The following is a 20590-nucleotide window of genomic DNA, read 5'->3' as shown; positions in this document are numbered from 1 at the left end:
AGACGCGGGAGAGTAGGGCGCCGCCGGGCATGAATAAAGCACACCGACTAAATCTTCAAAATAACAAAGAACATAAACCAACTCAAAAGCCCCCGATGCATAACGCACGGGGGCTTTTTTGCGTTCTAACGGAAGCTTTCCTAGCTAGAAGAGGAGAGCTGAGAGATGAGCCTCAGCCTTCCAAGAACCAAAACACTGTCCTGAAACAACGCGCCATCCTATCCCTAAATACAAACCCACCGGTTTGCCTCAGTGAAACTCAAACAGTGACTTCAAGGGATTGATCCGTATGCCCTCGCAGTGCTGTAATATGCTGAAACCAATAGCTCTTTGTCGGATCTTGGAAGATGGAGAATGAGCCTGTGGGAAGGGTGTGCCTTAAACCTCATTCACGACTGCAACAGGTGAGCAAGCCGCGGTATTTATGAGTTGGTGCCGTGCAGCGAGCCTGTAGAAGAGGCGCGGCTTTGACCTCAATAGTGATCGCAACAGGTGATCAGGCGGCAGTACTTATGAGCTGGTGCTGTGTGTTGCGTGATTGAGTTAAATCGCTGCCGGGATGGCTCTGAACTCCTATCTGCGTTTGCTGGCGGTGTGTGTACTTGGATTGCTCCGCTATGTCTGCTTGGCTTGCGAAGGTCGTGCCGAGGGCAGATCTGTGTCAGGATGTGATCGGCGGGATTGAACCCGTAACAGCACGACGCTGTCAGACTGACTTTGTGCGCCTATCTGCGGTCGTTGGTGGCGTTTGCAACCGGTGCTTTTACAGTGTGATTGGCCGGAGGCGTCGTTGCAGCGGTTTTGCGTTTCTAAGTGCGTTCGTTTGCGTTATTGGTGCTGAGACTGCGTTGCTGTGTCTGTCCAACTGGCGAACGGAACGTTGGCAGTAGGTCTGTAATGGATCGAGATCTGTCGGATAACTCTGACAAACATCCAGCTCTGCAATCAAGCTGCGAAAGGGGATAGAAATAATCTATCCCCCCTACCTCAAATTTGGCCGCTGGATCGCTATGTAATCCGCATAGGGGATAACTGATTTGAGGCCCTCAAGCTTCTGAAGTGGTTATCCAACAGCAGACATAACTCCACCCAGCAGTTTCTGAGTTCTTCGTATTTGTCAGATAGAGTGAGCTTTAGATTGTCTTTCTGTCAGGAAGGGAAACTTGCGATGGGTTTGGTGGATCATAATGCGCAGGAACTGGAAGAGTGGCGGGGTGGGGTGATGACGCGGATGCGGACCTCTGCTGTAAGTGGTGCTCATCAGCTTTGCATTTTTGAACAGTGGTGTGAGCCCGGAAGTGGGGCTCCGTTGCATCTGCATGCGGTGGAGGAGCTTTTGGAGATGATTGACGGGACTGCGGAGATCACTTGCGGAGACGAACAGTATGTTGCGACAGTTAATCAGAGTGTCCTGATCCCTGCCGGGCGTTTGCATGGGTTTTGTAATGTGGGTGAGGGAACGCTGCATGTGCGGGCGACACTGGCTGCGCCAATTTTTGAGGCCAGTTATGAGAGTAGCACGGAGGTTTCCCGACGCTGGGTGCCGGATGGGATGTTGTGATGTGGGTTTAGAGGCTGGATTGGCTTTCTGGAGGCAAGTTCAATAGATTTGGCCGTATTCTTCCGTTAGTTTTCGCTGAGACCTTACATGGGCTGTTGGACGCTGGGAGGCTGTCGTCGGTTTGGCTTGTGAGGGAAAGCAAAAGAATACCTGAAAAGCGGGGGAACAGGATGTTTGCCAAAGAACACATTACCTATGAGCCAGTGGATTTGCCGGATCGTCTGGACCTGAGCGATGAGCAGATGCTTGAAGCTGTGAAAGGCTTTTATGACAAGATGAAGCGTCGCCATACGGTTCGGGATTTTTCTAATCGTCCTGTTGCCCGAGAGGTTATTGAAGAGTGCATTCGCACGGCTGGTACGGCTCCTTCTGGTGCGAACCATCAGCCCTGGCATTTTGTGGCGATCTCACAGCCTGAGTTTAAGAAGCGTATTCGGGATGGCGCGGAGGAAGAAGAGCGCCGGTTTTATGACGGCGGTGCGGGCGACGAGTGGATCAAAGCGCTTGAGCCGATTGGAACTAACGACGACAAGCCTCATTTGGAAGACGCGCCGTGGCTGATTGTTGTGTTTGCACAGCGTTGGGGGCAGTTTGAAGACGGGACGCGCTACAAGAACTACTACGTGCCTGAAAGCACCGGCATTGCTTGCGGTTTTCTGCTGACGGCGCTGCACCATGCAGGGCTGGTTTCGCTGACCCATACGCCCAACCCGATGAAATTTTTGAATGGCATGCTGGATCGCCCTGACTCCGAAAAACCAATCATGATTATTGCGGTTGGTCACCCGGCCGAAGATGCCAAGGTGCCAGCGGTAGCGAAGCTGAAGAAGCCTCTTTCTGAAATCCTGACTGTAGCGGATTAGAGCTTCAGGTTTTTCAGACGCAGGGAGTTCATCACCACGCAGAAGGATGACAGGCTCATGGCCAGTGCTGCAATCATGGGTGAGAGCAGTGCTCCGGTGAAGGGGTAGAGAATACCTGCTGCGATGGGGACACCTGCGGAGTTGTAGACAAACGCCAGAAACAGGTTCTGGCGGATGTTGCGCAATGACCCGATGGCGAGCTTGCGGGCGCGCACAATGCCTGTGAGATCGCCATTCAGCAATGTGATGCCCGCGCTTTCAACAGCGACGTCTGCGCCCGTTCCCATTGCCAGCCCTACATCGGCAGAAGCAAGAGCGGGTGCGTCGTTGACGCCGTCGCCTGCCATTGCAACCATTGCTCCGGATGCATGGAGCTGGTCGACCAGCGTCTTCTTGTCTTCTGGCAGGGCTTCTGCCTTGAACTCGTCAATACCAACGGAGTTGGCGACGGCTTTGGCTGTCAGGGTATTGTCTCCGGTTGCCATAACGACTTTGATGCCGGCCTCATGCAGTTGCCTGATGGCATCGATTGCGTTTTCTTTGATCGGATCGGAGATGGCGATCAAGCCAATGATTTCTTGCTCATTTGACATATAGATGCTGGTGTTGCCTGCAGCGCTCAAAGCTTGGTGCTTTTGCTTCATGTCCTCAGAGATCTTATCGGTGAGGTTGAAGATGACCGGGTTGCCGATGGCGTAGCGCTTGCCTTCGACCTTTGCGCTGACGCCCTTTCCGGTGTGGGCCTCAAAATCATCGGAGTCGGACAGGGACATTTTTTGGGCAGAGGCAGCATGGACGATTGCTTCTGCCAGTGGGTGCTCGGAGCCTTTTTCGATGGAGGCAGCGATGTGGAGGAGTTGGTCCTCGGTGTAATCCTTAGAGAACGACTGGATTGAGGTGACGGTTGGTTTGCCTTCTGTGATGGTTCCTGTCTTGTCGACAATGAGCGTATCGATTTTGGACATGAGCTCCAGCGCGGTGGCATCTTTGATGAGCACGCCGGCCTGTGCACCCCGGCCACTGGCGGTCATGATGGACATGGGCGTGGCAAGCCCAAGGGCGCATGGGCAGGCGATGATGAGCACTGATACGGCGACAATGACAGCGTAAGACAGGGATGGTGCCGGGCCGATAAGCAACCAGATGAAGAAGGAGAGAATGGAGATGCCGACCACGGTTGGGACGAAGTAGGCCGAGACTTTATCTGCTAGGCCCTGAATGGGTGCGCGTGAGCGTTGGGCAGAGGAGACCATAGTGACGATCTTGGAGAGCATGGTATCCGCGCCGACGTTTGTTGCCTCTATGATCAACGTTCCGTTTTTGTTGAGCGTTCCGCCTGTGACCGTGTCTCCGACGTTTTTCTCAAGGGCGACGGGCTCGCCTGTGAGCATGCTTTCATCCAGATAGGATTGACCATCGACGACGCGAGAGTCGACAGGGACTGCCTCTCCAGGGCGGACACGGAGCTTGTCGCCCGTCATGATGTTCTCGAGGGGGGCGTCATATTCTGTGCTGTCGTCCAGCACGCGGCGTGCGGTTTTGGGAGCAAGGTCAAGCAAGGCGCGGATGGCGTCACCCGTGCGCTCGCGGGCTCGCATTTCCAACACCTGACCCATGAAGATCAACGCCAAGATGACAGCCGAGGCCTCATAATAGACTGGAGGGTGGCCTGTGGCTGCGCGGATGCTTGGAGGGAACAGGCCGGGCAGGAACGTTGCCACTAGCGAATAGAGGTAGGCGGCGCCGACGCCCAGGGTGATGAGCGTCCACATGTTGAGGTTCCATGTGGTGATGGATTTGAGACCGCGCTCGAACAATGGAATGCCTGCCCACAGGACAACGGGTGTTGCGAGAGCAAATTCAACGTAGATGGCTGCAGGTTCTCCGATCCATTCGCGGAACGGGAGGCCGATGAAGGGGCCCATGGTGATTGCGAGCAGGGGAACTGAGAGGATTGCGCTGAGCCAGAAGCGTCTGGTGAAGTCGACCAGTTCGTGGCTGGGTTCGTCATCGCTGGTGACTGTCATGGGCTCTAGTGCCATGCCGCAGATAGGGCATTCGCCGGGGCCTTTCTTGATGATCTCCGGATGCATGGGGCAGGTGTAATCGACATCCTGCGTCTGAGTTTCCTGCTGCTTTTTGCTGTTGCCAGAGGCGTAGAAGTAGGGATCTGCGTCGAATTTATTGAAGCATTTATCGGAGCAAAAGTGGTAGGTCTTTCCGGCAAAATCAGCTGAGCGGGTGTCGTCAGTGATTGTCACCGGCATGCCGCAGACCGGATCCTGCTCCGTGGGGGAGGTGGCATTGGGTTGTGGTGTGTTTGATGCCTCGTCCATCGGTCATAAGGCTCCCTGATCCAGCGCGCGCGCGTTCTACCAGCGCAGATCATATGCCTTTGCAGTGCCTTAAAGGATTAAAGCCCCGTGGGACTTGGCAGTATCACTAGGCTGAGCTTAATGGAAATGAGGGCATTTGGGTTAAGTTGCCAAGAGCGATTGTCTGGTGGCCATGGAGAGCGATCTGGCTCTCATTTGTTATGTGTCGCTTTGCGTTTGAGCCAGCTTCAGATGTGGTTCCATGATCATGGCGAACTTGCGGATGATCTTTTCGATGTAATCCGGGTCGCTGTGGAACTCCTGCTGGAAAATCATGCCGCGGATGAAAGAGCGCCAGATGAGGAGGGTTAGAGTTACGTCTTCAATGGCCTCTTTATCTAAACCCGGTGGCAGAAAGAACTGGTTGAGCTGCTCGTTCCAGTCTTCCAGTTTGGGAGAGATGCGCAGGGACAATGCCTTGTCCGTGCGGGTTGCCATTATGATTTCAGAGAAGGCGCGCCCTTCTGGTGTGTCGATGATGTTTTTCCAATAGGTTACGAGTGCGTCGGTGAGTGTCCCGTTACCAGAATGCGTTACCTGCGCGAAGGGGAAAGAGTTTGGGCTTTCCTGTTGGTAGTGGCGCAAAATTCTTGAGAGCAGGAAGTCGACGGTTCCAATCACCAGATCTTCCTTGGAGGGGAAGTGGTGCATCAGGGCACCGCGACTGACATCAACGCCTTCCAGCACGCGATTGATTGAGGTTTCTGCATAGCCGAGCCGGTCGAGGCAATCGATGGTCGACTTAATGAGGGCTTTGCGTGTGTTTTCACCGCGCTGCTTCTTCTTGTCTAACTTGCTTACCATGATCAACCTTAGCCTTAGGAAGGGGTTCTCTCTGAAACACTTGACGTATTGGGAACTAGTATATACCGTACGTTTGGTATGTAAAAGAGGTTTCCGTTAAAATGACCATGAAAACCACGGAAAATCAAAGCTCTAGTAAACGTAAGCAGCCAATTCGCATTGGGGGGGCTTGCGGCTTTTGGGGTGACTCTAGCGCATCAACCGGGCAGTTGTTGCGCGCTGGAGGGCTCGATTACATTGTTTACGACTATCTGGCAGAGATCACTCTTTCCATCATGGCAAGGGCGCGTCAGAAGTCTCCTGATCTTGGATATGCGACGGATTTTGTTGAGCAGGTGCTTGGCTTGAACCTGAAGGCTATCGCTGAATCCAAGACGAAAATTCTCAGCAATGCTGGTGGTGTTAATCCTGAGAGTTGTGCCTCCAAGATCCGTGAATTGATTGCTGCACAGAAGCTGGATCTGAAGGTTGCTGTTGTCACTGGTGATGATCTGCTGGCGGAGGCTGGAACGTATCAGGCCGCTGGTGTGACAGAGATGTTCTCTCATGAGGCCTTCCCGAAGTCTGAGAAAGTTGCCTCCATCAATGCTTACCTTGGCGCGCAGCCTGTTGTTGCGGCTCTGGACGCTGGTGCAGATATCGTCATTACAGGGCGGTGTGCGGATAGTGCGTTGACCCTTGCTGCATGCGCACATGCCTTTGGCTGGGACTGGGCGGACTATGACCGCCTTTCTGCAGGCAGCCTCGTTGGCCATCTGCTGGAGTGCGGGACGCAGGTTACTGGCGGCAACTTCACGGACTGGCGGGATGTGCCGGATGTGAAGAAGATCGGTTATCCGATTGCGACAGTTTATGAAGATGGCAGCTGTGATCTGAGTAAGCCGGATGGCAGTGGCGGGCTTGTGAGCGTTGGTACTGTTGCTGAGCAGATGATCTATGAAATTGGAGATCCGCAAGCTTATTTGCTGCCTGATGTGACCTGTGATTTCTCGCAGGTGACGGTTGAGGCGAAAGCAGCGGATTGTGTGCATGTTTCCGGCGCAAAAGGGCGTTCAGCGCCTGAGAGCCTGAAGGTTTCAGCAACCTGGGCGGATGGGTTCCGTATTGGATTGATGATCCCGTATGTGGGCTTTGATGCTGGTGAGAAGGCGCAGGTGTTTGCTGATCTTGCGCTTGGCCGCGCTGAGACGGTGATGAAAAAGCTTGGTGCGCCCGGCTATCAAGAGGTGTCCGTTGAGATTGTGGGGGCAGGATCTCAGGTTGGAGCGGCTTCTGTGAGCCGGGGCACCTATGAAGAGGTTGTCCTGAAGATTGCGGCGCGGCATGTGGACCAGCGTGCTGCTGGTTTGTTGTTGCGTGAGCTGACTGGATTGGGTCTTTCGGTTGCTCCGGGGATGACAACGTTTAACGGTGGTCGGCCTAAGCCGTCGCCTGTTGTGCGGTTGTTCTCGTTCCTTGTTGAGCAGTCGGCGGTTTCGCCTCAGGTTTCTCTGGAAGGAGCGCCTGTTCCGTTTGAGCCTGTGATTGCGACAGATGTGGCAGCGGCAGCTGATAGCGCCGAGGTTCCGCAAGTAGCTGCCTCTGATGATGCGATGATTGAGGTTCCGCTGATCAAGCTGGCTTATGCGCGTAGTGGTGACAAAGGCGATAAAGCGAACATCGGCGTGATTGCGCGGAAAGCAGAGTGGTTGCCGTGGATTGCGGCTGCCCTGAGTGAAGAGGCTGTTGCGCGGACCTTTGCGCATTTCAATCCGGGCAAGGTGGCTCGTTTCTATCTGCCGGGCTGTCATGCGCTGAATTTCCTGATTGATGATGTGCTTGGCGGCGGCGGCATTGCCAGCCTGAGGCTGGATCCGCAAGCAAAGGCATACAGCCAGATCTTGCTGACCCGGAGTGTTCCGGTTCCGCAGTCCATTGCGCAGGAGGTGATGTGATGAGTGATGCTTCAACAACTTCTGCCGTTCTTGTGGCTCAAAAAGATGGTTGGATGACCATCACTTTGAACCAGCCCGAGAAGCGCAATCCGCTGACAGGTGAGGTGATTGCTGAAATCTCCAGGGTTCTGCGGGATGTGCAGGACGACCGCAGCGTGCGTGGCATCACGTTCACTGGTGCTGGCGGTGTGTTCTGTGCTGGCGGAGACCTGAAGTCCTTCCAGCAGATCATGGCTGGTGGTGATGAGGCCGAGGCGATTGCACAAAAGATCAGTCTGGAAGCTGCAGCGTTTTTTGGAATGATCGCCAATCAGCCGCAAGTGACCATTGCTTTGGTGGAGGGGGCCGCCATGGCAGGTGGTCTTGGTATGGCCAGTGCCTGTGACTTTGTGGTCGCAACGCAAGACGCCAAATTTGCATTTACTGAGACGCGGATTGGCTTGCCGCCTGCTCAGATTGCTCAGTACGTGACCAAACGTCTGGGCTACCAGAAAGCCAAGAAAATGCTCGTGTTGGGGAGCAAACTGACCGGTGTCGAGGCCTTTGACATCGGTCTGGTCGATGAAGCTGTTGCAGATCAGGCAGCGCTTGAGACAGCAGAAGCGGATTTAAAAAAGCAAGTTCTGGCTTGTGCTCCAGACGCTGTTGCAGCCACCAAGCGAGTGGTTGAGGAGACGCTTTTCCTTGAACAGGAAGAGTTGCGCCAGAGCGCGGCTGCTCATTTTGCAAGAGCTATCGTTGGGGAAGAGGGACAGGAAGGCGTGAAGTCGTTTTTACAAAAACGCAAACCTTCCTGGGCTCCTTAGATGACCCCTTAAATTCTGGGGTATGCGTTTACCCGATAACAGATGTTCGAATGCGGTGAAGGAAGAAGAAATGCAGGGTATGCTCATATTCGTATGAGCTGACTATAATGCCGAAGTCTATCGCGCAATAACGATAGTGTTGGAACCAGCGGGGAGGCTGAACCAACACATCAGAGGAGGGAACATGGGTACACAGTACGCACTGCCAATTGAAATGCTGCAAAAATGGGCCACAGATAAACCAAACTCGGTTTATCTGCGACAACCCGTGAACCGGCAGTTCATAGAATTCACCTGGAAGGAATGTTACGACACCGTCCGGCGTGTGGCTGCTGCGCTCCAGTCAATGGGTTTCCAACCGGGAGACCGGATTGGTATTCTCTCTAAGAACTGCGCTGAATGGTTTCTGGCTGACTTTGCAATTCAGGCCGCTGGTTATATCTCGACACCAATTTATTACACCGCCTCAGCGGACACGATCAGCTACATCATCAATCATGCAGATATCAAAGCGCTGTTTATGGGCAAGCTGGATGACTTTGCGCCGAGCCAGCAGGGTATTCCTGAGGGCGTGGTCAAAATCGCGCTTCCCTATAACACGATAGATTGTGAGCACAGCTGGACGGAGCTGGTCAAAACGAATGATCCGTTGCCAGAAGACAAGCTGGCCAAGCCAGAGCTGGATGAGCTGTTTTCCATTGTTTACACCTCTGGCTCCACCGGGAACCCGAAGGGGGTGGAAGTCACCTGGCGCAATATTGCCTATGGCGCATGGTCTCCAACCCAGTCTTTGGAACTGGGCCGTGAAGAACGCCTGATCTCCTATCTTCCGCTGGCGCACATCACCGAGCGTGCTCTTATTGAGCATGTGAGCCTTTATGCTGGTGTGGTCGTGAGCTTTGTGGAGTCTTTGGACACCTTTGCGGAGGATTTACGGGCAGCTGAAGTGACCATGTTCATTTCTGTTCCGCGTCTCTGGATGAAATTCCAGTCCAGTATCCTTGCCAAGGTCCCGCAAAAGAAGCTGGACAGGCTTTTGAGCATTCCTATCCTGAGCTGGTATGTGAAGCGGAAAATCCGCGGACAGCTTGGCCTGACCAATGCAAAGCTCATCGGGAGTGGTTCAGCACCAATCTCCAAGGCTGTTCTGGAATGGTACCAGAAGCTAGGCATCAACATTACTGAGGGATGGGGCATGACCGAGACTGCAGGTCTTGCGTCCTCTCACTTCCCATTCCGTGCGGATAAGGTTGGCACGATCGGTACGCCGCTTGCAGGGCTTGAGATCAAGATCACCGATGAAGGTGAGCTTCTCATTCGCGGGGACGCTGTGACCAAGGGATACTACAAGGATCCTGAGCTGACTGCTGAAACCATTGAAGATGGCTGGTTCCATACTGGTGACAAGGTTGAGCAGGATGCAGATGGGTTCTTGCGTATTACGGGCCGTGTGAAGGAAATCTTCAAATCCTCCAAGGGCAAGTACATTGCGCCGGTGCCGATTGAGGCCATGCTGTTTGACAACACGTATGTTGAGCAAGCCTGTGTGATGGGGTCCGATTTGGCGCAGCCTGCGGCGGTGGTGTTCCTCTCCAGCGAGATGACTCATGGTCTGTCGCGCGAAGAGGTGCGTACCAGCCTTGAAGAGACCTATCACAGCATCAACAGTGCCGTTGAAAGCCATTTGAAACTGAGCTCCATCATTGTCGCAAACGACATGTGGACCATTGAGAATGGTTATCTCACCCCGACCATGAAGATCAAAAGAACACGCCTTGAAGATCGCTATCAAGAGGTGGTGCAGGGTATGCCTGATCGCCCGGTGGTTTGGGAAGATGAATGCGGTGCTGCGGCTGGTGCGCCGGCCTGAAAGACTGACAATGGTTTGGGGTGACGCGGTCACCCCAAACCGGGAATTTTGAGGCGAGGGCCTCTGTTTGAATAAGCCGCGTAAGTGGCAGGGAGAATTTGGAATGAGCAATGAACCGTCCCGTTACGCATCAGTCCTGCGAGATGGGTTGTTTGATGGACAAACAATGATTGTGACTGGGGGAGGCAGTGGCATTGGTCGCTGTATCGCCCACGAACTTGCAGCGTTGGGCGCTCATACCGTTCTCCTTGGCCGCAAGCAGGCAAAGCTTGATGCGGTGGCTGATGAAATTTGTGAGGATGGCGGCGAGGTTTCAACTCACTCGCTGGACATTCGTAATGAAGAGGCTGTTGGCGAAACTGTTGCCAAGATTGTCGCGGAGCGTGGTGTGATCCATGGCCTCGTGAACAATGCGGGTGGGCAGTATCCAAGCCCTGCGGCCTCTATCAAGAAGAAGGGCTTTGACGCGGTTGTTGAGACCAACGTCACAGGCGGCTTTTTGATGGCGCGCGAAGTTTACAATCAGGGAATGCGTAAGAGCAAAGGCGGATCCATTGTCAATATCGTTGCGGATATGTGGCGCGGTATGCCGGGTATGGCGCACTCTGGTGTGGCACGGGCCGGTATGCAGAACCTGACCATGACGCTGGCTGTTGAATGGGCCGAGGCAGGTGTGCGGGTGAATGCGGTTGCCCCGGGCTGGATCGCGTCTTCCGGCTTTGACACTTACGACGAAAACTTCATCAAAACCATGTTTGCGCGGATGGCGGACAACAACCTCGCTCGTCGTCTGGGCACGGAAGCTGAGGTTGCCTCTCTGGTGAACTTTCTGCTTTCTCCGGGAGCTGCGTTCATGACTGGACAGTGTATTGGTGTGGATGGTGGAGCGCCGCTCTGGACCAACCTGATGCCGGTTGGCGACAACGCAAATATGAAGGAATACCAAGGGTTTCATCGCTATGAGAAGCCTAGGGCCCTTAAAGCTTGGGAGAAAGACAAATGCCCAAGTTAACCTCCTCAATCGATAGCGGCAGTGCTGCGTTTGCTCAGAATAAGGCCTTCATGGAAGCTCTCATTGAGGAGTTCCGTGGGTATGAGGCAAAGGTTCGGGAGAACTCCGAGAGCAAGCGCGGGAAGTTTGAAAAGCGTGGTCAGTTGTTGCCGCGGGATCGTGTGAGCCTGCTGCTGGATCGTGGATCTCCGTTTATGGAAATCTCCACGCTGGCTGGCCTGAAGATGCATGACGATGACGGCAAGAAGAATGTTGCTGGTGGCGGCTCGATTTCCGGTATCGGTTATGTTGCTGGAAAGCGCTGTCTTGTGGTGGCGACGGACTCTGCGATTAAAGGTGGCTCTATCTCTCCGATGGGCCTGAAGAAGACGCTTCGCCTGCAGGAAATCGCCAAAAAGCAGAAACTGCCGATTGTTGCGCTGACGGAAAGTGCTGGTGCGAACCTCATGTACCAGTCCGAGCTGTTTGTTGAAGGCGGACGGGCGTTTGCCAATCAGGCGCGTATGTCTGCGGCAGGCATTCCGCAGGTGACGGTGGTGCATGGGTCTTCGACGGCTGGTGGTGCGTATATGCCGGGGCTGTCGGACTACACTGTTGTGGTGCGCGGCAAGTCGAAGATCTTTCTGGCCGGTCCTCCGCTGCTGAAAGCGGCAACGGGTGAGATTGCGACAGATGAAGAGCTGGGTGGTGCGGAGCTGCATTACAACACAGCTGGCACAGCGGAATACATGGCAGAGGATGATGCGCACGGCGTCGAGACCGCGCGTGAGATTGTTGACCATCTGCCTTGGGATGCGCCGGTCGAGGCGGAAGGCGGCAAACAGCCGTTTTATGATGCCACGGATCTGCTGGGCATCGTGCCTGAGGATGCCAAGAAACCGTATGATGTGCGCGAGATTATTGCTCGCATCACGGACGGCTCTGACTTCCTTGATTTCAAGAAGGAATTTGGCGGAGCCACGGTTTGTGGTCATGCCCGCATTGACGGGCAGGCTGTTGGCATTTTGGGCAATAACGGCCCGATTGATCCGCAAGGTGCGGTGAAGGCGGCTCAGTTTATTCAGCTGTGTTGCCAAAGCAATACGCCGCTGCTGTTTCTGATGAATACCACTGGCTATCTGGTGGGCCGGGATGCGGAGACAGGCGGGATCGTCAAGCATGGGTCCAAGATGATCCAGGCGGTTGCCAATGCCACAGTTCCTAAAGTGACCATTGTGGTTGGTGGTGCCTGGGGTGCTGGTAACTACGGCATGTGTGGCCGTGGGTTTGACCCTGATTTCATCTGGTCGTGGCCATCGGCCAAAGTTGGTGTGATGGGACCGGAGCAGGCAGCGACGGTGATGAAGATTATCACCGAAGAGAAGTTTGCGAAGATGGGACAAGAGATTCCAGATGGCATGACTGACCAGATGGCTCAGAAGATCGTTGACCAGATGTCACCAGAGACCACAGCGCTGTTTGCGACGGCGCGGCTTTGGGATGATGGGATCATTGATCCAAGAGACACGCGCCGCGTTGTCTCATTGGCCCTATCTGTTTGTGCAGATGCCAGGAAACGTCAGCTTAATCCAACAGCATTCGGGGTCGCGCGCGGCTAGGCAGAGCAGCGCCATTCGGCTCTTTGAGTCCAGTTCAACATGAGGGTTTCACGATGGAATATACTGAAGAACATCGGAAAATGAAAAGTGCGGTGGTCAAGTTCGTCGAGGCCGAAATCAACCCGCATGTGCCGGAATGGGAAGAGGCAGGAATCTTTCCAGCTCATGAACTTTTCAAGAAAATGGGTGATCTCGGTTTTCTTGGTGTCAACAAGCCAGAAGAGTATGGCGGGATGGGCCTTGATTACTCCTATCAGGCCATGACCATTGAAGCGCTGGGCGCATGTGCCTGTGGTGGTGTGCCCATGGCAATTGGCGTGCAAACGGACATGGCAACCCCTGCGCTCTCTCGCTTTGGATCTGATGAGCTGCGCAAGGAGTTTCTGACCCCTGCGATTGCTGGTGACATGGTGGCTTGTGTTGGCGTTTCTGAAGCCCATGCCGGGTCTGATGTGGCGAACATCAAGAGTAACGCGATGAAGGATGGTGATGATTACATCATCAACGGCTCCAAGATGTGGATCACCAACTCCACGCAGGCGGACTATATGTGCATGCTGGTGAACACCAGTGAGGGACATAAGCACCAGAACAAATCGCTGATTGTTGTGCCGATGGACAGTGCTGGCATCACCAAGTCGGATCGCCTGAATAAGCTGGGTCAGCGCTCTTCTGATACGGCGCAGATCTTCTTTGATGACGTGCGTGTTCCTCAGCGCAATCTGATTGGCACTGAGGGTGCTGGTTTTATGTACCAGATGCTGCAGTTCCAGGAGGAACGCCTGTGGTGTGCCTTATCGCTTGTTGATGGCATGGACCGCATCATTCAGCTGACGGAAGATTATTGCCGTGAGCGTTCAGCCTTTAACCAGAGCATTCTGGACTTTCAGGTGGTGCACTTCCGTCTTGGTGAATTGCGTACTGAAGTGGAGTTGCTGCGTGCGCTTTCTGAGAAGTGCGTTGAATCCATGGTGCGTGGTGAGAACGTGACACGCCTTGCTTCTATGGCGAAGCTGAAGGCTGGCCGTTTGTCTCGGGAGCTTGCGGACTCCTGTCTGCAGTTCTGGGGTGGCATGGGTTACATGTGGGACAGCCCTGTGAGCCAGTTCCTGCGGGATAGTCGCCTGACGTCCATTGGTGGCGGTGCAGATGAAGTGATGCTCTCTATCATCTCCAAGCTGGATGGCACTTTGCCAAACCCAAAGAAGAACCGTGCAATGCAGAAGGAAGCGGCTGAATAAGCTGCTTTCGCAAGCCTGACTATCTTGGCACTGTGAAGGGAATTTTCGATGTTTGATAGCGTCCTGGTCGCCAATCGGGGGGAGATTGCCCGCCGAGTGTTCCGCACTGCGCGGCAAAAGGGCTATCGGAGTATTGCTGTTTATTCCGAGGCTGATGCAACGGCTCCTCATGTTGAAGACGCTGATATTGCAGCGTGTATTGGCGGAGCAACACCAGCAGACTCCTACCTGAATATTGAAGCTATATTGGAAGCTGCCCGTAAAACCGGCGCACAGGCTGTGCATCCGGGATATGGGTTTCTGGCAGAAAACGCAGAGTTTGCGCGCGCTTGTGCGGATGCTGGGTTGGTCTTCATTGGTCCGCCTGCGGAAGCGATTGAGTTGATGGGCTCCAAGCGGCTGTCCAAACTGCGGATGATTGAGGCGTGCGTGCCGTGTGTGCCGGGATATTCTGGTGCGGATCAGTCTACGGAGACATTGGCTGCAGAAGCGGCGCGTATTGGCGTGCCGTTGATGATCAAGGCGTCTGCTGGTGGCGGTGGGCGCGGTTTGCGTTTGGTTGAAGACCTGAGTGGGCTTGAAGACAAGCTGGCGGCTGCGGCTTCAGAAGCTGAAAATGCTTTTGGCAATGGTGAGCTTATTCTTGAGAAGGCGGTGATCAATCCGCGCCATGTCGAGATTCAGGTGTTTGCTGATAATCATGGCAATGTGGTGCATCTGGGTGAGCGGGACTGTTCTGTGCAGCGTCGCCACCAGAAGGTGATTGAGGAAGCGCCGGGGCCGTCGGTTACGCCGGAAATCCGCGAGGCAATGGGGCAGGCTGCTGTTGATGCGGCGCGGGCCATCGGCTATCGCGGGGCAGGGACCGTTGAGTTTTTGTTGGCTGTTGATGGCAGTTTCTACTTTATGGAGATGAACACCCGTTTGCAGGTGGAGCATCCGGTGACGGAAGAAATCACTGGTCAGGATCTGGTTGCCTGGCAGCTGGATGTTGCTGCTGGAAAGCCTTTACTGCTGAGCCAGGAGGATATTTCCTTTACTGGCCATGCCATGGAGTTGCGTCTCTATGCAGAGGATGCTGATGCTGGTTTTCTGCCGCAGACGGGTACTGTGCTGGCGTGGAATGGCAATGATCTTTCCGTGCGCGTTGATAGTGCCATTGAGCAGGGCAGCGAGATTTCATCCTACTACGACCCAATGATTGCCAAGCTGATTGCGCATGGCAGTGATCGGGATGAAGCACGGCGTAAGCTGCTGCGCGGGCTGGATGAGCTGGTTCTGCAAGGGCTGGTTCACAATGGCTCCTTTCTGAAGAGTGTGTTGCAGGATGATGTGTTTGCAGCTGGCAAAGCAACGACGGCGTTCCTTAATGATCGTGAACTTGGCTCTGTTGCAGCTGATGCAACGCGAGAGCTCATGCGGGATCTTGCCGTGTGTTTGTTTGCTCGCAGCAAAGGCCAAAGCCGCTGGACGACAGCGACACCTCTGCCTGTAAGGATCAAGCTGGATGGTGAGGAAATCTTTGTGCGGGACGACCTGCGGGTTCTTACAGGTGAAGATCGCGGCAGCATTGTTTTTGAAGCGGACGGCGTTCGTCGCTCTGCCTTTGTGAGTGAAGCGCCTGAAGGGGGGCTTTGGATCTCGTTGGAAGGGCAGACGCAGTTCTTCGAAGAGCAGAGTTTCAGCTCCAAGAAAGAAGACAATTCGGCTGCATCCAGCTCGATTATTGCACCGATGCCGGGAGCTGTTGTTGCTTTGAAGACAGAGCAGGGCGCACAGGTCTCCAAAGGAGATGTGCTGCTGGTTCTGGAAGCGATGAAGATGCAGCACGAGCTGACGGCACCGCGTGATGGTGTTGTTGCTGAACTTGGGACGCAGGAAGGTGCGCAGGTGAACAGCCGTGATGTGCTGGTTCGTCTGGAAGAAGAGACCGCCTGAGATCTTCTGCCAGTGATTTTGTGCCAGTGATTTTGTGAATGACCCGCAGGTTTTGCGGAGGAGAGTATGATGAGTTTGAGTCTTCCTGACTTCGGATTGAAGCGCAAGTCCACCATGTTCAACGAGGAGCATGAGGCTTTTCGTGATGTGCTTTCCCGTTTCATTGCCAAGGAGATCACTCCTTACGTCGCCCAGTGGGATGAAGCCAACGAGTTTCCTCGTGAGCTTTACAAAAAGGCGGCGGATGTTGGGTTGCTCGGCATCATGTTTCCTGAGGAGTATGGCGGGACGGGTATCGATTATCCGTTGTCTTATCTTTCTGCTGTTGAGCTTGGACGTGCGGGGAGTGGAGGCATCAATGCGGGCTTGATGAGCCACACCATTGGCACACCTCCAATTGCGCACCTTGGGTCTGATGAGTTGAAGGCGCGGGTGATCCCGGCAGTTTTGGCAGGCGAGAAAATTTCGGCGCTTGCTATCACTGAGCCAGGTGGTGGGTCAGATGTTCAGAACCTGAAGACGGTTGCCCGCCGTGAGAACGGTCACTACGTCCTTAATGGTGAGAAGACCTTCATCACCTCTGGTATGCGTGCGGACTACTATACGGTTGCGGTGCGGACTGGCGATACAGGCATGGGCGGTATTTCGCTGATGCTGGTTGAGAAGGGTATGGAAGGCTTTACGCAGACGCCGTTGCACAAGATGGGATGGTGGGCCTCTGACACTGCAACGCTGCATTTTGACAATGTGAAAGTACCAGTCGAAAACCTGATTGGCGGAGAGAATGCCGGCTTCATGGGCATCATGATGAACTTCAACAATGAGCGCCTGTTCCTTGCCTCTGCTTGTTACGGCCACATGCTGGGTGTGTTTGAAGAGGCGCTTGACTGGGCGAAGCAACGCGAGACGTTTGGCAAGCCGCTCATTTATCGTCAGGTCATCCGGCACAAGTTTGTTGATATGGCGATGAAGATGCAGGCCGTTCGGGCGGTGCTGGAAGAGCTGGCGCAGCGGCTGCAGTTGGGCGAAAGCCCGATCACCGAGATCTGTATGGCGAAGAACCTTGCTACCAGTACGCTGGAATATGTGGCCAATGAGTGCCTTCAGATCCTTGGTGGTGCAGGTTACATGCGCGGAACCAAGGTTGAGCGCATTTACCGTGAGACCAAGGTGATGACGATTGGTGGTGGTTCCTCTGAGATCATGAAGGATCTGGCCAGCCGGCAAATGGGTATCTAAGAAATCTATGCGCATTAAAAAAGCCCCGCTCATGAGCGGGGCTTTTTCTATTGTTTAGAGTCTGGTGCGTTCATCTACATTCCACACCAGACTCTAACTTTTTTGTTGGAGAGAATTCATATCGTTTGATTGAAGCCAATCAAACGGAACGCGCTCTAAGCACTTTCTTTAGAGACTGATTGTGCCATCTCATTTGGCGTTGCGCCGGAGATACCCAACTCTCCAAGGAGACTGTCGACCAATGGAGCCTGAGAGCGGTATCTCAGGGCTGAGTTGACCAACTGATCGGATAGACCGGCAGACCCTTCTGCTGGTGTTCCGTTTGCTGCTGGTGCTGCACCACCCAGACCATCGACCTGAAGGATTTTGATCTCGTCGATGTTCTCCATTGGCTTCACGCTCTCGCTGATGACCTGTGGCAGAGCTTCGATCAGAGCCAGTTTGACCTGCATGTTGATTTGCTCTGGTGACAGGAGGTTGGATGCCTCGTTGAGGATACGCTTACCCTCTGCTTCCACTGCAAGGCGGAGTTTGTCAGCTTCTGCACGGGTCGTGACGGCGTCGGCTTCCGCGTTTGCCGCAATACGGATCTGATCCGCATCTCCGCCTGCTTTCAGACGAACAGCTTCTGCATGGTCTTCCGCAGCTTGCTTTTCTGCTTCCGCACCAACTGTGACGGAGATTGCGGAGCGTTCTGCATCCTGAGCTGCCTGAACCAGATCGACCTGTTTCTGACGTTCGGCCACTTCGATCTCACGAGCGGTGATAACCTGTTCTTCAGCTTTGATAGCAACTGCACGGGCTTCGTTTGCAGCTGCATCAGCATTGGAAAGCGCCTTGGATTTTTCTGAAACTGCTATAGAACGGTCTTGCTCGATTAGTTCAAGGACCTTCTCTTTTTCGATGCGCGTTTCTTCGAGTGCGCGGTCCTTGAGAATTTCCTGCTCTTTGACCTGACGCTCGGATGCGATTGCTGACTGGCGGATTTCCAGCTGTGAAGTGATATCTGCCTGCTCTGCATCACGGCGACGCTCAGCTTGTTCCGTGGCAATCAATGCTTGTTGCTTGGCTTTGCGGATTTCCAGATCACGCTGCTGTTCCAGTGAAGCGTATTCTTCCTCACGGGCGATTTCGAGCTTATGTTGCTCGGCTTCAAGGTTTTTGCGGCGGATCAGAACTTCTGTGTCCTGCTCAATGTCGTTGCGCTTTCTGCGGCGCTCTTCAATTTCCTGAGTGAGCTTGGTCAGACCTTCCGCATCGAAGGCGTTGTTTGGATTGAAGTATTCCATGCGGGTCTGGTCAAGACCGGTCAGGGAGACGGATTCCAGCTCAAGGCCGTTTTTCAGCAGATCTTCGGAGACAGCTGCCTGTACCTTTTGAACGAAGGAAACGCGCTGTTCGTGCAGTTCTTCCATTGCCATTTCAGCAGCCACGGCGCGCAGAGCATCGACGAACTTGCCTTCAATGAGGTGCTTCAGGTCTTCCGGGTGCATGGTGCGAATACCGAGGGTTTGTGCGGCATTGGCAATGGATTCGATGGTTGGCTGAGCGCGTAGGTAGAACTCGGCGACCACATCAACACGCATTCTATCGCGGGTGATTAGTGCTGCTTCATCGGCTCTGCGCACTTCAAGGCGCAAGGTGTTCATATTCACCTGAATGATGTCATGAAGGACCGGTAAGACAATTGCGCCGCCGTTCATGATGACTTTTTGTCCGCCAAAACCAGTCCGTACAAACGCGACTTCTTTTGAAGAGCGAGTGTAGAGGCGGGAGAAGACAATGCCGATTGCGAGAAGGGCAATAAGGACAACAGCTGCCAGGACGAGCATCTCAGTCAGTCCAGTTGCTGACTCCAAGGCGGAGTTTTGATTTTCTGTAAACATATTGGGCCTCAAATAGAGAGATTAATCTGCAAGCGTGTCTGAGCGAGGTGATAAATTTTTGTGTGGGTTTGCAATTGCTGTGAAAAGGGAGCCTTTTAAGCCGACAAGCAAGACCTCGTCTCCCTGCATTAATGTGATGTCTGGCTGGTCTGGAATGACCTGCACGTAATGTCGTGTGCCAAAAGTATCCGTGACGCGGGCTTCTGCCTGCAAAGCCATGGTCGCATTGCCAAGTGTCAGGACTGCAACTTCGCCCACCAAGTTGTTTCGTGAGCGTGCGTCTGTCTCTTCCTTGGGCATGATGCGGCCAATGGCATGACCAGTTGTGGCGGTGAACCAGAAGCTGACAATCACTGTTGGGATGAGCGCCATCCAGAAGGGGATTGATGAGCCTAAGACAGATGTAGCGGTGTACTGTATCAGCACACCTATGATGCCGAAGCTGGTAAGCAGGATAATCAGCAAGACAATGAACGGGACCTTGCCCACGGCCAGCCATGCCAGAAACCCTTCGACAGGGCCAAGGCCTACTGCGTCAACCGAGACGTCGGCATCAATGTCTGCGTCTATATCGATGTCGGCATCGATATCCAGATCCGGCAGTACATCATCGACCAGACCGGAAAGAGAAAGTCCGAACACCATGCCGACAACTTCGAGCAACGCCAGAGCGAGCATGACGAAAATGGCGAGCGTGAAGAGATAGGTCTCGCTTGAAAAAAGTAGTTGTGCCAATTCATCCCCCAATGAACACTATGATTGCCGGTTGCTGTTATTCCAGTTCAGCTTCCAGCGCAGCAAGGCGCTCTTCTACGCGGTGGTCGCGGGTCATCTGATCCAGCTTTGCGAGCTTTGCATCGTCACCCATACTTCCTGAGTTTACGACACTCGGTACTCCTGTAGCCGCTTTCATTGCACGATCAAATGCAGAGTTGGCATTGTCAACGGCTGTATTGAGCTTGTGATCGCTGCCTCCATCTGCGGTTGCGCTTTGTGATGTTGCAGCATTTTTTTGCGTTATGTAAGCGTCCAGTTGGTCTGACATTTCGCGCTTGCGGCCCTGAAGAGCGAGGATGGAGTTGTTGAGCTCCTGTTCTTCATCACCAGCGTCGGCAATTGTCTTTTCCAGAACTGGAATTTGCGCTTCCAGATCCATCTGACGGGCAACAGCCGCGCGGGCTAGATCCTTCTCGCCAGCGCGCAGGGCAATGGCGGTTTTCTCGGAGAGTTCTTCGTGAGACTTGTTGGTCTCTGCGAGCCTCTGGCTTGCTACGTGCTTTTTGACGGCTGCTTTGCCAAGAGCGTCGCGGACGTCTTCAACAGCGCCGTCGAGTTCACGAATAGCCTGTTTCATTACTATGTCAGGTGCAGTGCTTTCGACGGCATCAACAATGGAGTTGGCAGTTCCGGAAACCAGACGACCGACGCGAGATAAAAGAGATTCAGACATTGAGTCCTCCAGT

16 protein-coding genes are annotated in these 20590 nt (G+C 54.0%); 11 read left to right on the top strand and 5 right to left on the bottom strand.

From position 1 onward, the window contains the following. The first annotated feature begins 617 nt into the window (after positions 1 to 617). The 3 genes from PsAD26_RS29550 to PsAD26_RS25905 all read left to right on the top strand — a co-directional run bounded on the left by PsAD26_RS29550 (position 618) and on the right by PsAD26_RS25905 (position 2424). Positions 618 to 890 carry a hypothetical protein gene (locus PsAD26_RS29550; RefSeq protein WP_153041579.1) on the top strand — a complete coding sequence of 91 codons (273 nt, stop codon included), beginning with the start codon at positions 618 to 620 and terminating at the stop codon, positions 888 to 890. A gap of 278 nt (positions 891 to 1168) precedes the next feature. Further along, positions 1169 to 1561, top strand: a complete 393-nt coding sequence (locus tag PsAD26_RS25910) for a cupin domain-containing protein (protein WP_063312686.1) — start codon at positions 1169 to 1171, stop codon at positions 1559 to 1561. A gap of 170 nt (positions 1562 to 1731) precedes the next feature. Next, positions 1732 to 2424 carry a nitroreductase family protein gene (locus PsAD26_RS25905; protein WP_057461220.1) on the top strand — a complete coding sequence of 231 codons (693 nt, stop codon included), beginning with the start codon at positions 1732 to 1734 and terminating at the stop codon, positions 2422 to 2424. Here the strand turns inward: PsAD26_RS25905 and PsAD26_RS25900 are convergent. Next, on the bottom strand, positions 2421 to 4760 hold the full coding sequence (locus PsAD26_RS25900; RefSeq protein ID WP_063312685.1) for a heavy metal translocating P-type ATPase: 2340 nt from the start codon (positions 4758 to 4760) through the stop codon (positions 2421 to 2423). The genes PsAD26_RS25905 and PsAD26_RS25900 overlap by 4 nt on opposite strands. A 198-nt stretch (positions 4761 to 4958) precedes the next feature. Further along, positions 4959 to 5603: a TetR/AcrR family transcriptional regulator gene (locus PsAD26_RS25895; protein ID WP_063312684.1), complete on the bottom strand. Its 645-nt coding sequence runs from the start codon at positions 5601 to 5603 to the stop codon at positions 4959 to 4961. A gap of 101 nt (positions 5604 to 5704) precedes the next feature. Here PsAD26_RS25895 and PsAD26_RS25890 point away from each other — a divergent pair, with 101 nt between their 5' ends. From PsAD26_RS25890 to PsAD26_RS25855, 8 genes are all read left to right on the top strand, one after another. Beyond that, positions 5705 to 7537, top strand: coding sequence for an acyclic terpene utilization AtuA family protein (locus PsAD26_RS25890; protein WP_063312683.1), 1833 nt, complete (start codon positions 5705 to 5707; stop codon positions 7535 to 7537). Further along, entirely contained in the window at positions 7537 to 8343 is an 807-nt protein-coding gene (locus tag PsAD26_RS25885) for an enoyl-CoA hydratase/isomerase family protein (RefSeq protein WP_063300163.1), read from the top strand. Before PsAD26_RS25890 ends, PsAD26_RS25885 begins: the two co-directional genes overlap by 1 nt. Positions 8344 to 8527: 184 nt before the next feature. Then, on the top strand, positions 8528 to 10213 hold the full coding sequence (locus PsAD26_RS25880; protein ID WP_063290133.1) for an AMP-binding protein: 1686 nt from the start codon (positions 8528 to 8530) through the stop codon (positions 10211 to 10213). Positions 10214 to 10316: 103 nt separating this feature from the next. Beyond that, positions 10317 to 11225: an SDR family oxidoreductase gene (locus PsAD26_RS25875; protein WP_063298419.1), complete on the top strand. Its 909-nt coding sequence runs from the start codon at positions 10317 to 10319 to the stop codon at positions 11223 to 11225. Next, entirely contained in the window at positions 11213 to 12823 is a 1611-nt protein-coding gene (locus PsAD26_RS25870) for a carboxyl transferase domain-containing protein (protein ID WP_063312682.1), read from the top strand. Before PsAD26_RS25875 ends, PsAD26_RS25870 begins: the two co-directional genes overlap by 13 nt. 53 nt (positions 12824 to 12876) lie before the next feature. Further along, positions 12877 to 14064 (top strand): acyl-CoA dehydrogenase family protein, encoded by a 1188-nt coding sequence (locus PsAD26_RS25865; RefSeq protein ID WP_063312681.1) that lies wholly within the window; start codon positions 12877 to 12879, stop codon positions 14062 to 14064. Between the two features lie 48 nt (positions 14065 to 14112). Next, on the top strand, positions 14113 to 16002 hold the full coding sequence (locus PsAD26_RS25860) for a biotin carboxylase N-terminal domain-containing protein (RefSeq protein ID WP_063312680.1): 1890 nt from the start codon (positions 14113 to 14115) through the stop codon (positions 16000 to 16002). 66 nt (positions 16003 to 16068) lie between these two features. Further along, positions 16069 to 17241, top strand: coding sequence for an acyl-CoA dehydrogenase family protein (locus tag PsAD26_RS25855; RefSeq protein ID WP_084403834.1), 1173 nt, complete (start codon positions 16069 to 16071; stop codon positions 17239 to 17241). A 155-nt stretch (positions 17242 to 17396) separates the two neighbouring features. Here PsAD26_RS25855 and PsAD26_RS25850 read toward each other — a convergent pair whose 3' ends face one another. The 3 genes from PsAD26_RS25850 to PsAD26_RS25840 are packed head-to-tail and all read right to left on the bottom strand — an operon-like array spanning position 17397 to position 20577. Continuing rightward, positions 17397 to 19127: a flotillin family protein gene (locus tag PsAD26_RS25850; RefSeq protein WP_084403833.1), complete on the bottom strand. Its 1731-nt coding sequence runs from the start codon at positions 19125 to 19127 to the stop codon at positions 17397 to 17399. Positions 19128 to 19148: 21 nt separating this feature from the next. Further along, on the bottom strand, positions 19149 to 19862 hold the full coding sequence (locus PsAD26_RS25845; protein WP_063312679.1) for an OB-fold-containig protein: 714 nt from the start codon (positions 19860 to 19862) through the stop codon (positions 19149 to 19151). Between the two features lie 37 nt (positions 19863 to 19899). Further along, positions 19900 to 20577: a PspA/IM30 family protein gene (locus PsAD26_RS25840; RefSeq protein WP_063312678.1), complete on the bottom strand. Its 678-nt coding sequence runs from the start codon at positions 20575 to 20577 to the stop codon at positions 19900 to 19902. Positions 20578 to 20590 lie beyond the last annotated feature (13 nt).

The sequence above is a fragment of the Pseudovibrio sp. Ad26 genome (assembly GCF_001623285.1).
GTDB lineage: Bacteria > Pseudomonadota > Alphaproteobacteria > Rhizobiales > Stappiaceae > Pseudovibrio > Pseudovibrio ascidiaceicola.
This window is presented reverse-complemented; position numbering and strand designations above follow the sequence as displayed.

What these genes read in the sequence shown, in the direction of transcription:
- PsAD26_RS25865 (WP_063312681.1), top strand. Translation starts at nt 12,877, where the DNA reads ATGGAATATACTGAAGAACATCGGAAAATGAAAAGTGCGGTGGTCAAG.
- PsAD26_RS25840 (WP_063312678.1), bottom strand. Translation starts at nt 20,577, where the DNA reads ATGTCTGAATCTCTTTTATCTCGCGTCGGTCGTCTGGTTTCCGGAACT.
- PsAD26_RS25905 (WP_057461220.1), top strand. Translation starts at nt 1,732, where the DNA reads ATGTTTGCCAAAGAACACATTACCTATGAGCCAGTGGATTTGCCGGAT.
- PsAD26_RS25885 (WP_063300163.1), top strand. Translation starts at nt 7,537, where the DNA reads ATGAGTGATGCTTCAACAACTTCTGCCGTTCTTGTGGCTCAAAAAGAT.
- PsAD26_RS25890 (WP_063312683.1), top strand. Translation starts at nt 5,705, where the DNA reads ATGACCATGAAAACCACGGAAAATCAAAGCTCTAGTAAACGTAAGCAG.
- PsAD26_RS25900 (WP_063312685.1), bottom strand. Translation starts at nt 4,760, where the DNA reads ATGGACGAGGCATCAAACACACCACAACCCAATGCCACCTCCCCCACG.
- PsAD26_RS25870 (WP_063312682.1), top strand. Translation starts at nt 11,213, where the DNA reads ATGCCCAAGTTAACCTCCTCAATCGATAGCGGCAGTGCTGCGTTTGCT.
- PsAD26_RS25860 (WP_063312680.1), top strand. Translation starts at nt 14,113, where the DNA reads ATGTTTGATAGCGTCCTGGTCGCCAATCGGGGGGAGATTGCCCGCCGA.
- PsAD26_RS29550 (WP_153041579.1), top strand. Translation starts at nt 618, where the DNA reads ATGTCTGCTTGGCTTGCGAAGGTCGTGCCGAGGGCAGATCTGTGTCAG.
- PsAD26_RS25875 (WP_063298419.1), top strand. Translation starts at nt 10,317, where the DNA reads ATGAGCAATGAACCGTCCCGTTACGCATCAGTCCTGCGAGATGGGTTG.
- PsAD26_RS25895 (WP_063312684.1), bottom strand. Translation starts at nt 5,603, where the DNA reads ATGGTAAGCAAGTTAGACAAGAAGAAGCAGCGCGGTGAAAACACACGC.
- PsAD26_RS25880 (WP_063290133.1), top strand. Translation starts at nt 8,528, where the DNA reads ATGGGTACACAGTACGCACTGCCAATTGAAATGCTGCAAAAATGGGCC.
- PsAD26_RS25910 (WP_063312686.1), top strand. Translation starts at nt 1,169, where the DNA reads ATGGGTTTGGTGGATCATAATGCGCAGGAACTGGAAGAGTGGCGGGGT.
- PsAD26_RS25850 (WP_084403833.1), bottom strand. Translation starts at nt 19,127, where the DNA reads ATGTTTACAGAAAATCAAAACTCCGCCTTGGAGTCAGCAACTGGACTG.
- PsAD26_RS25855 (WP_084403834.1), top strand. Translation starts at nt 16,069, where the DNA reads ATGATGAGTTTGAGTCTTCCTGACTTCGGATTGAAGCGCAAGTCCACC.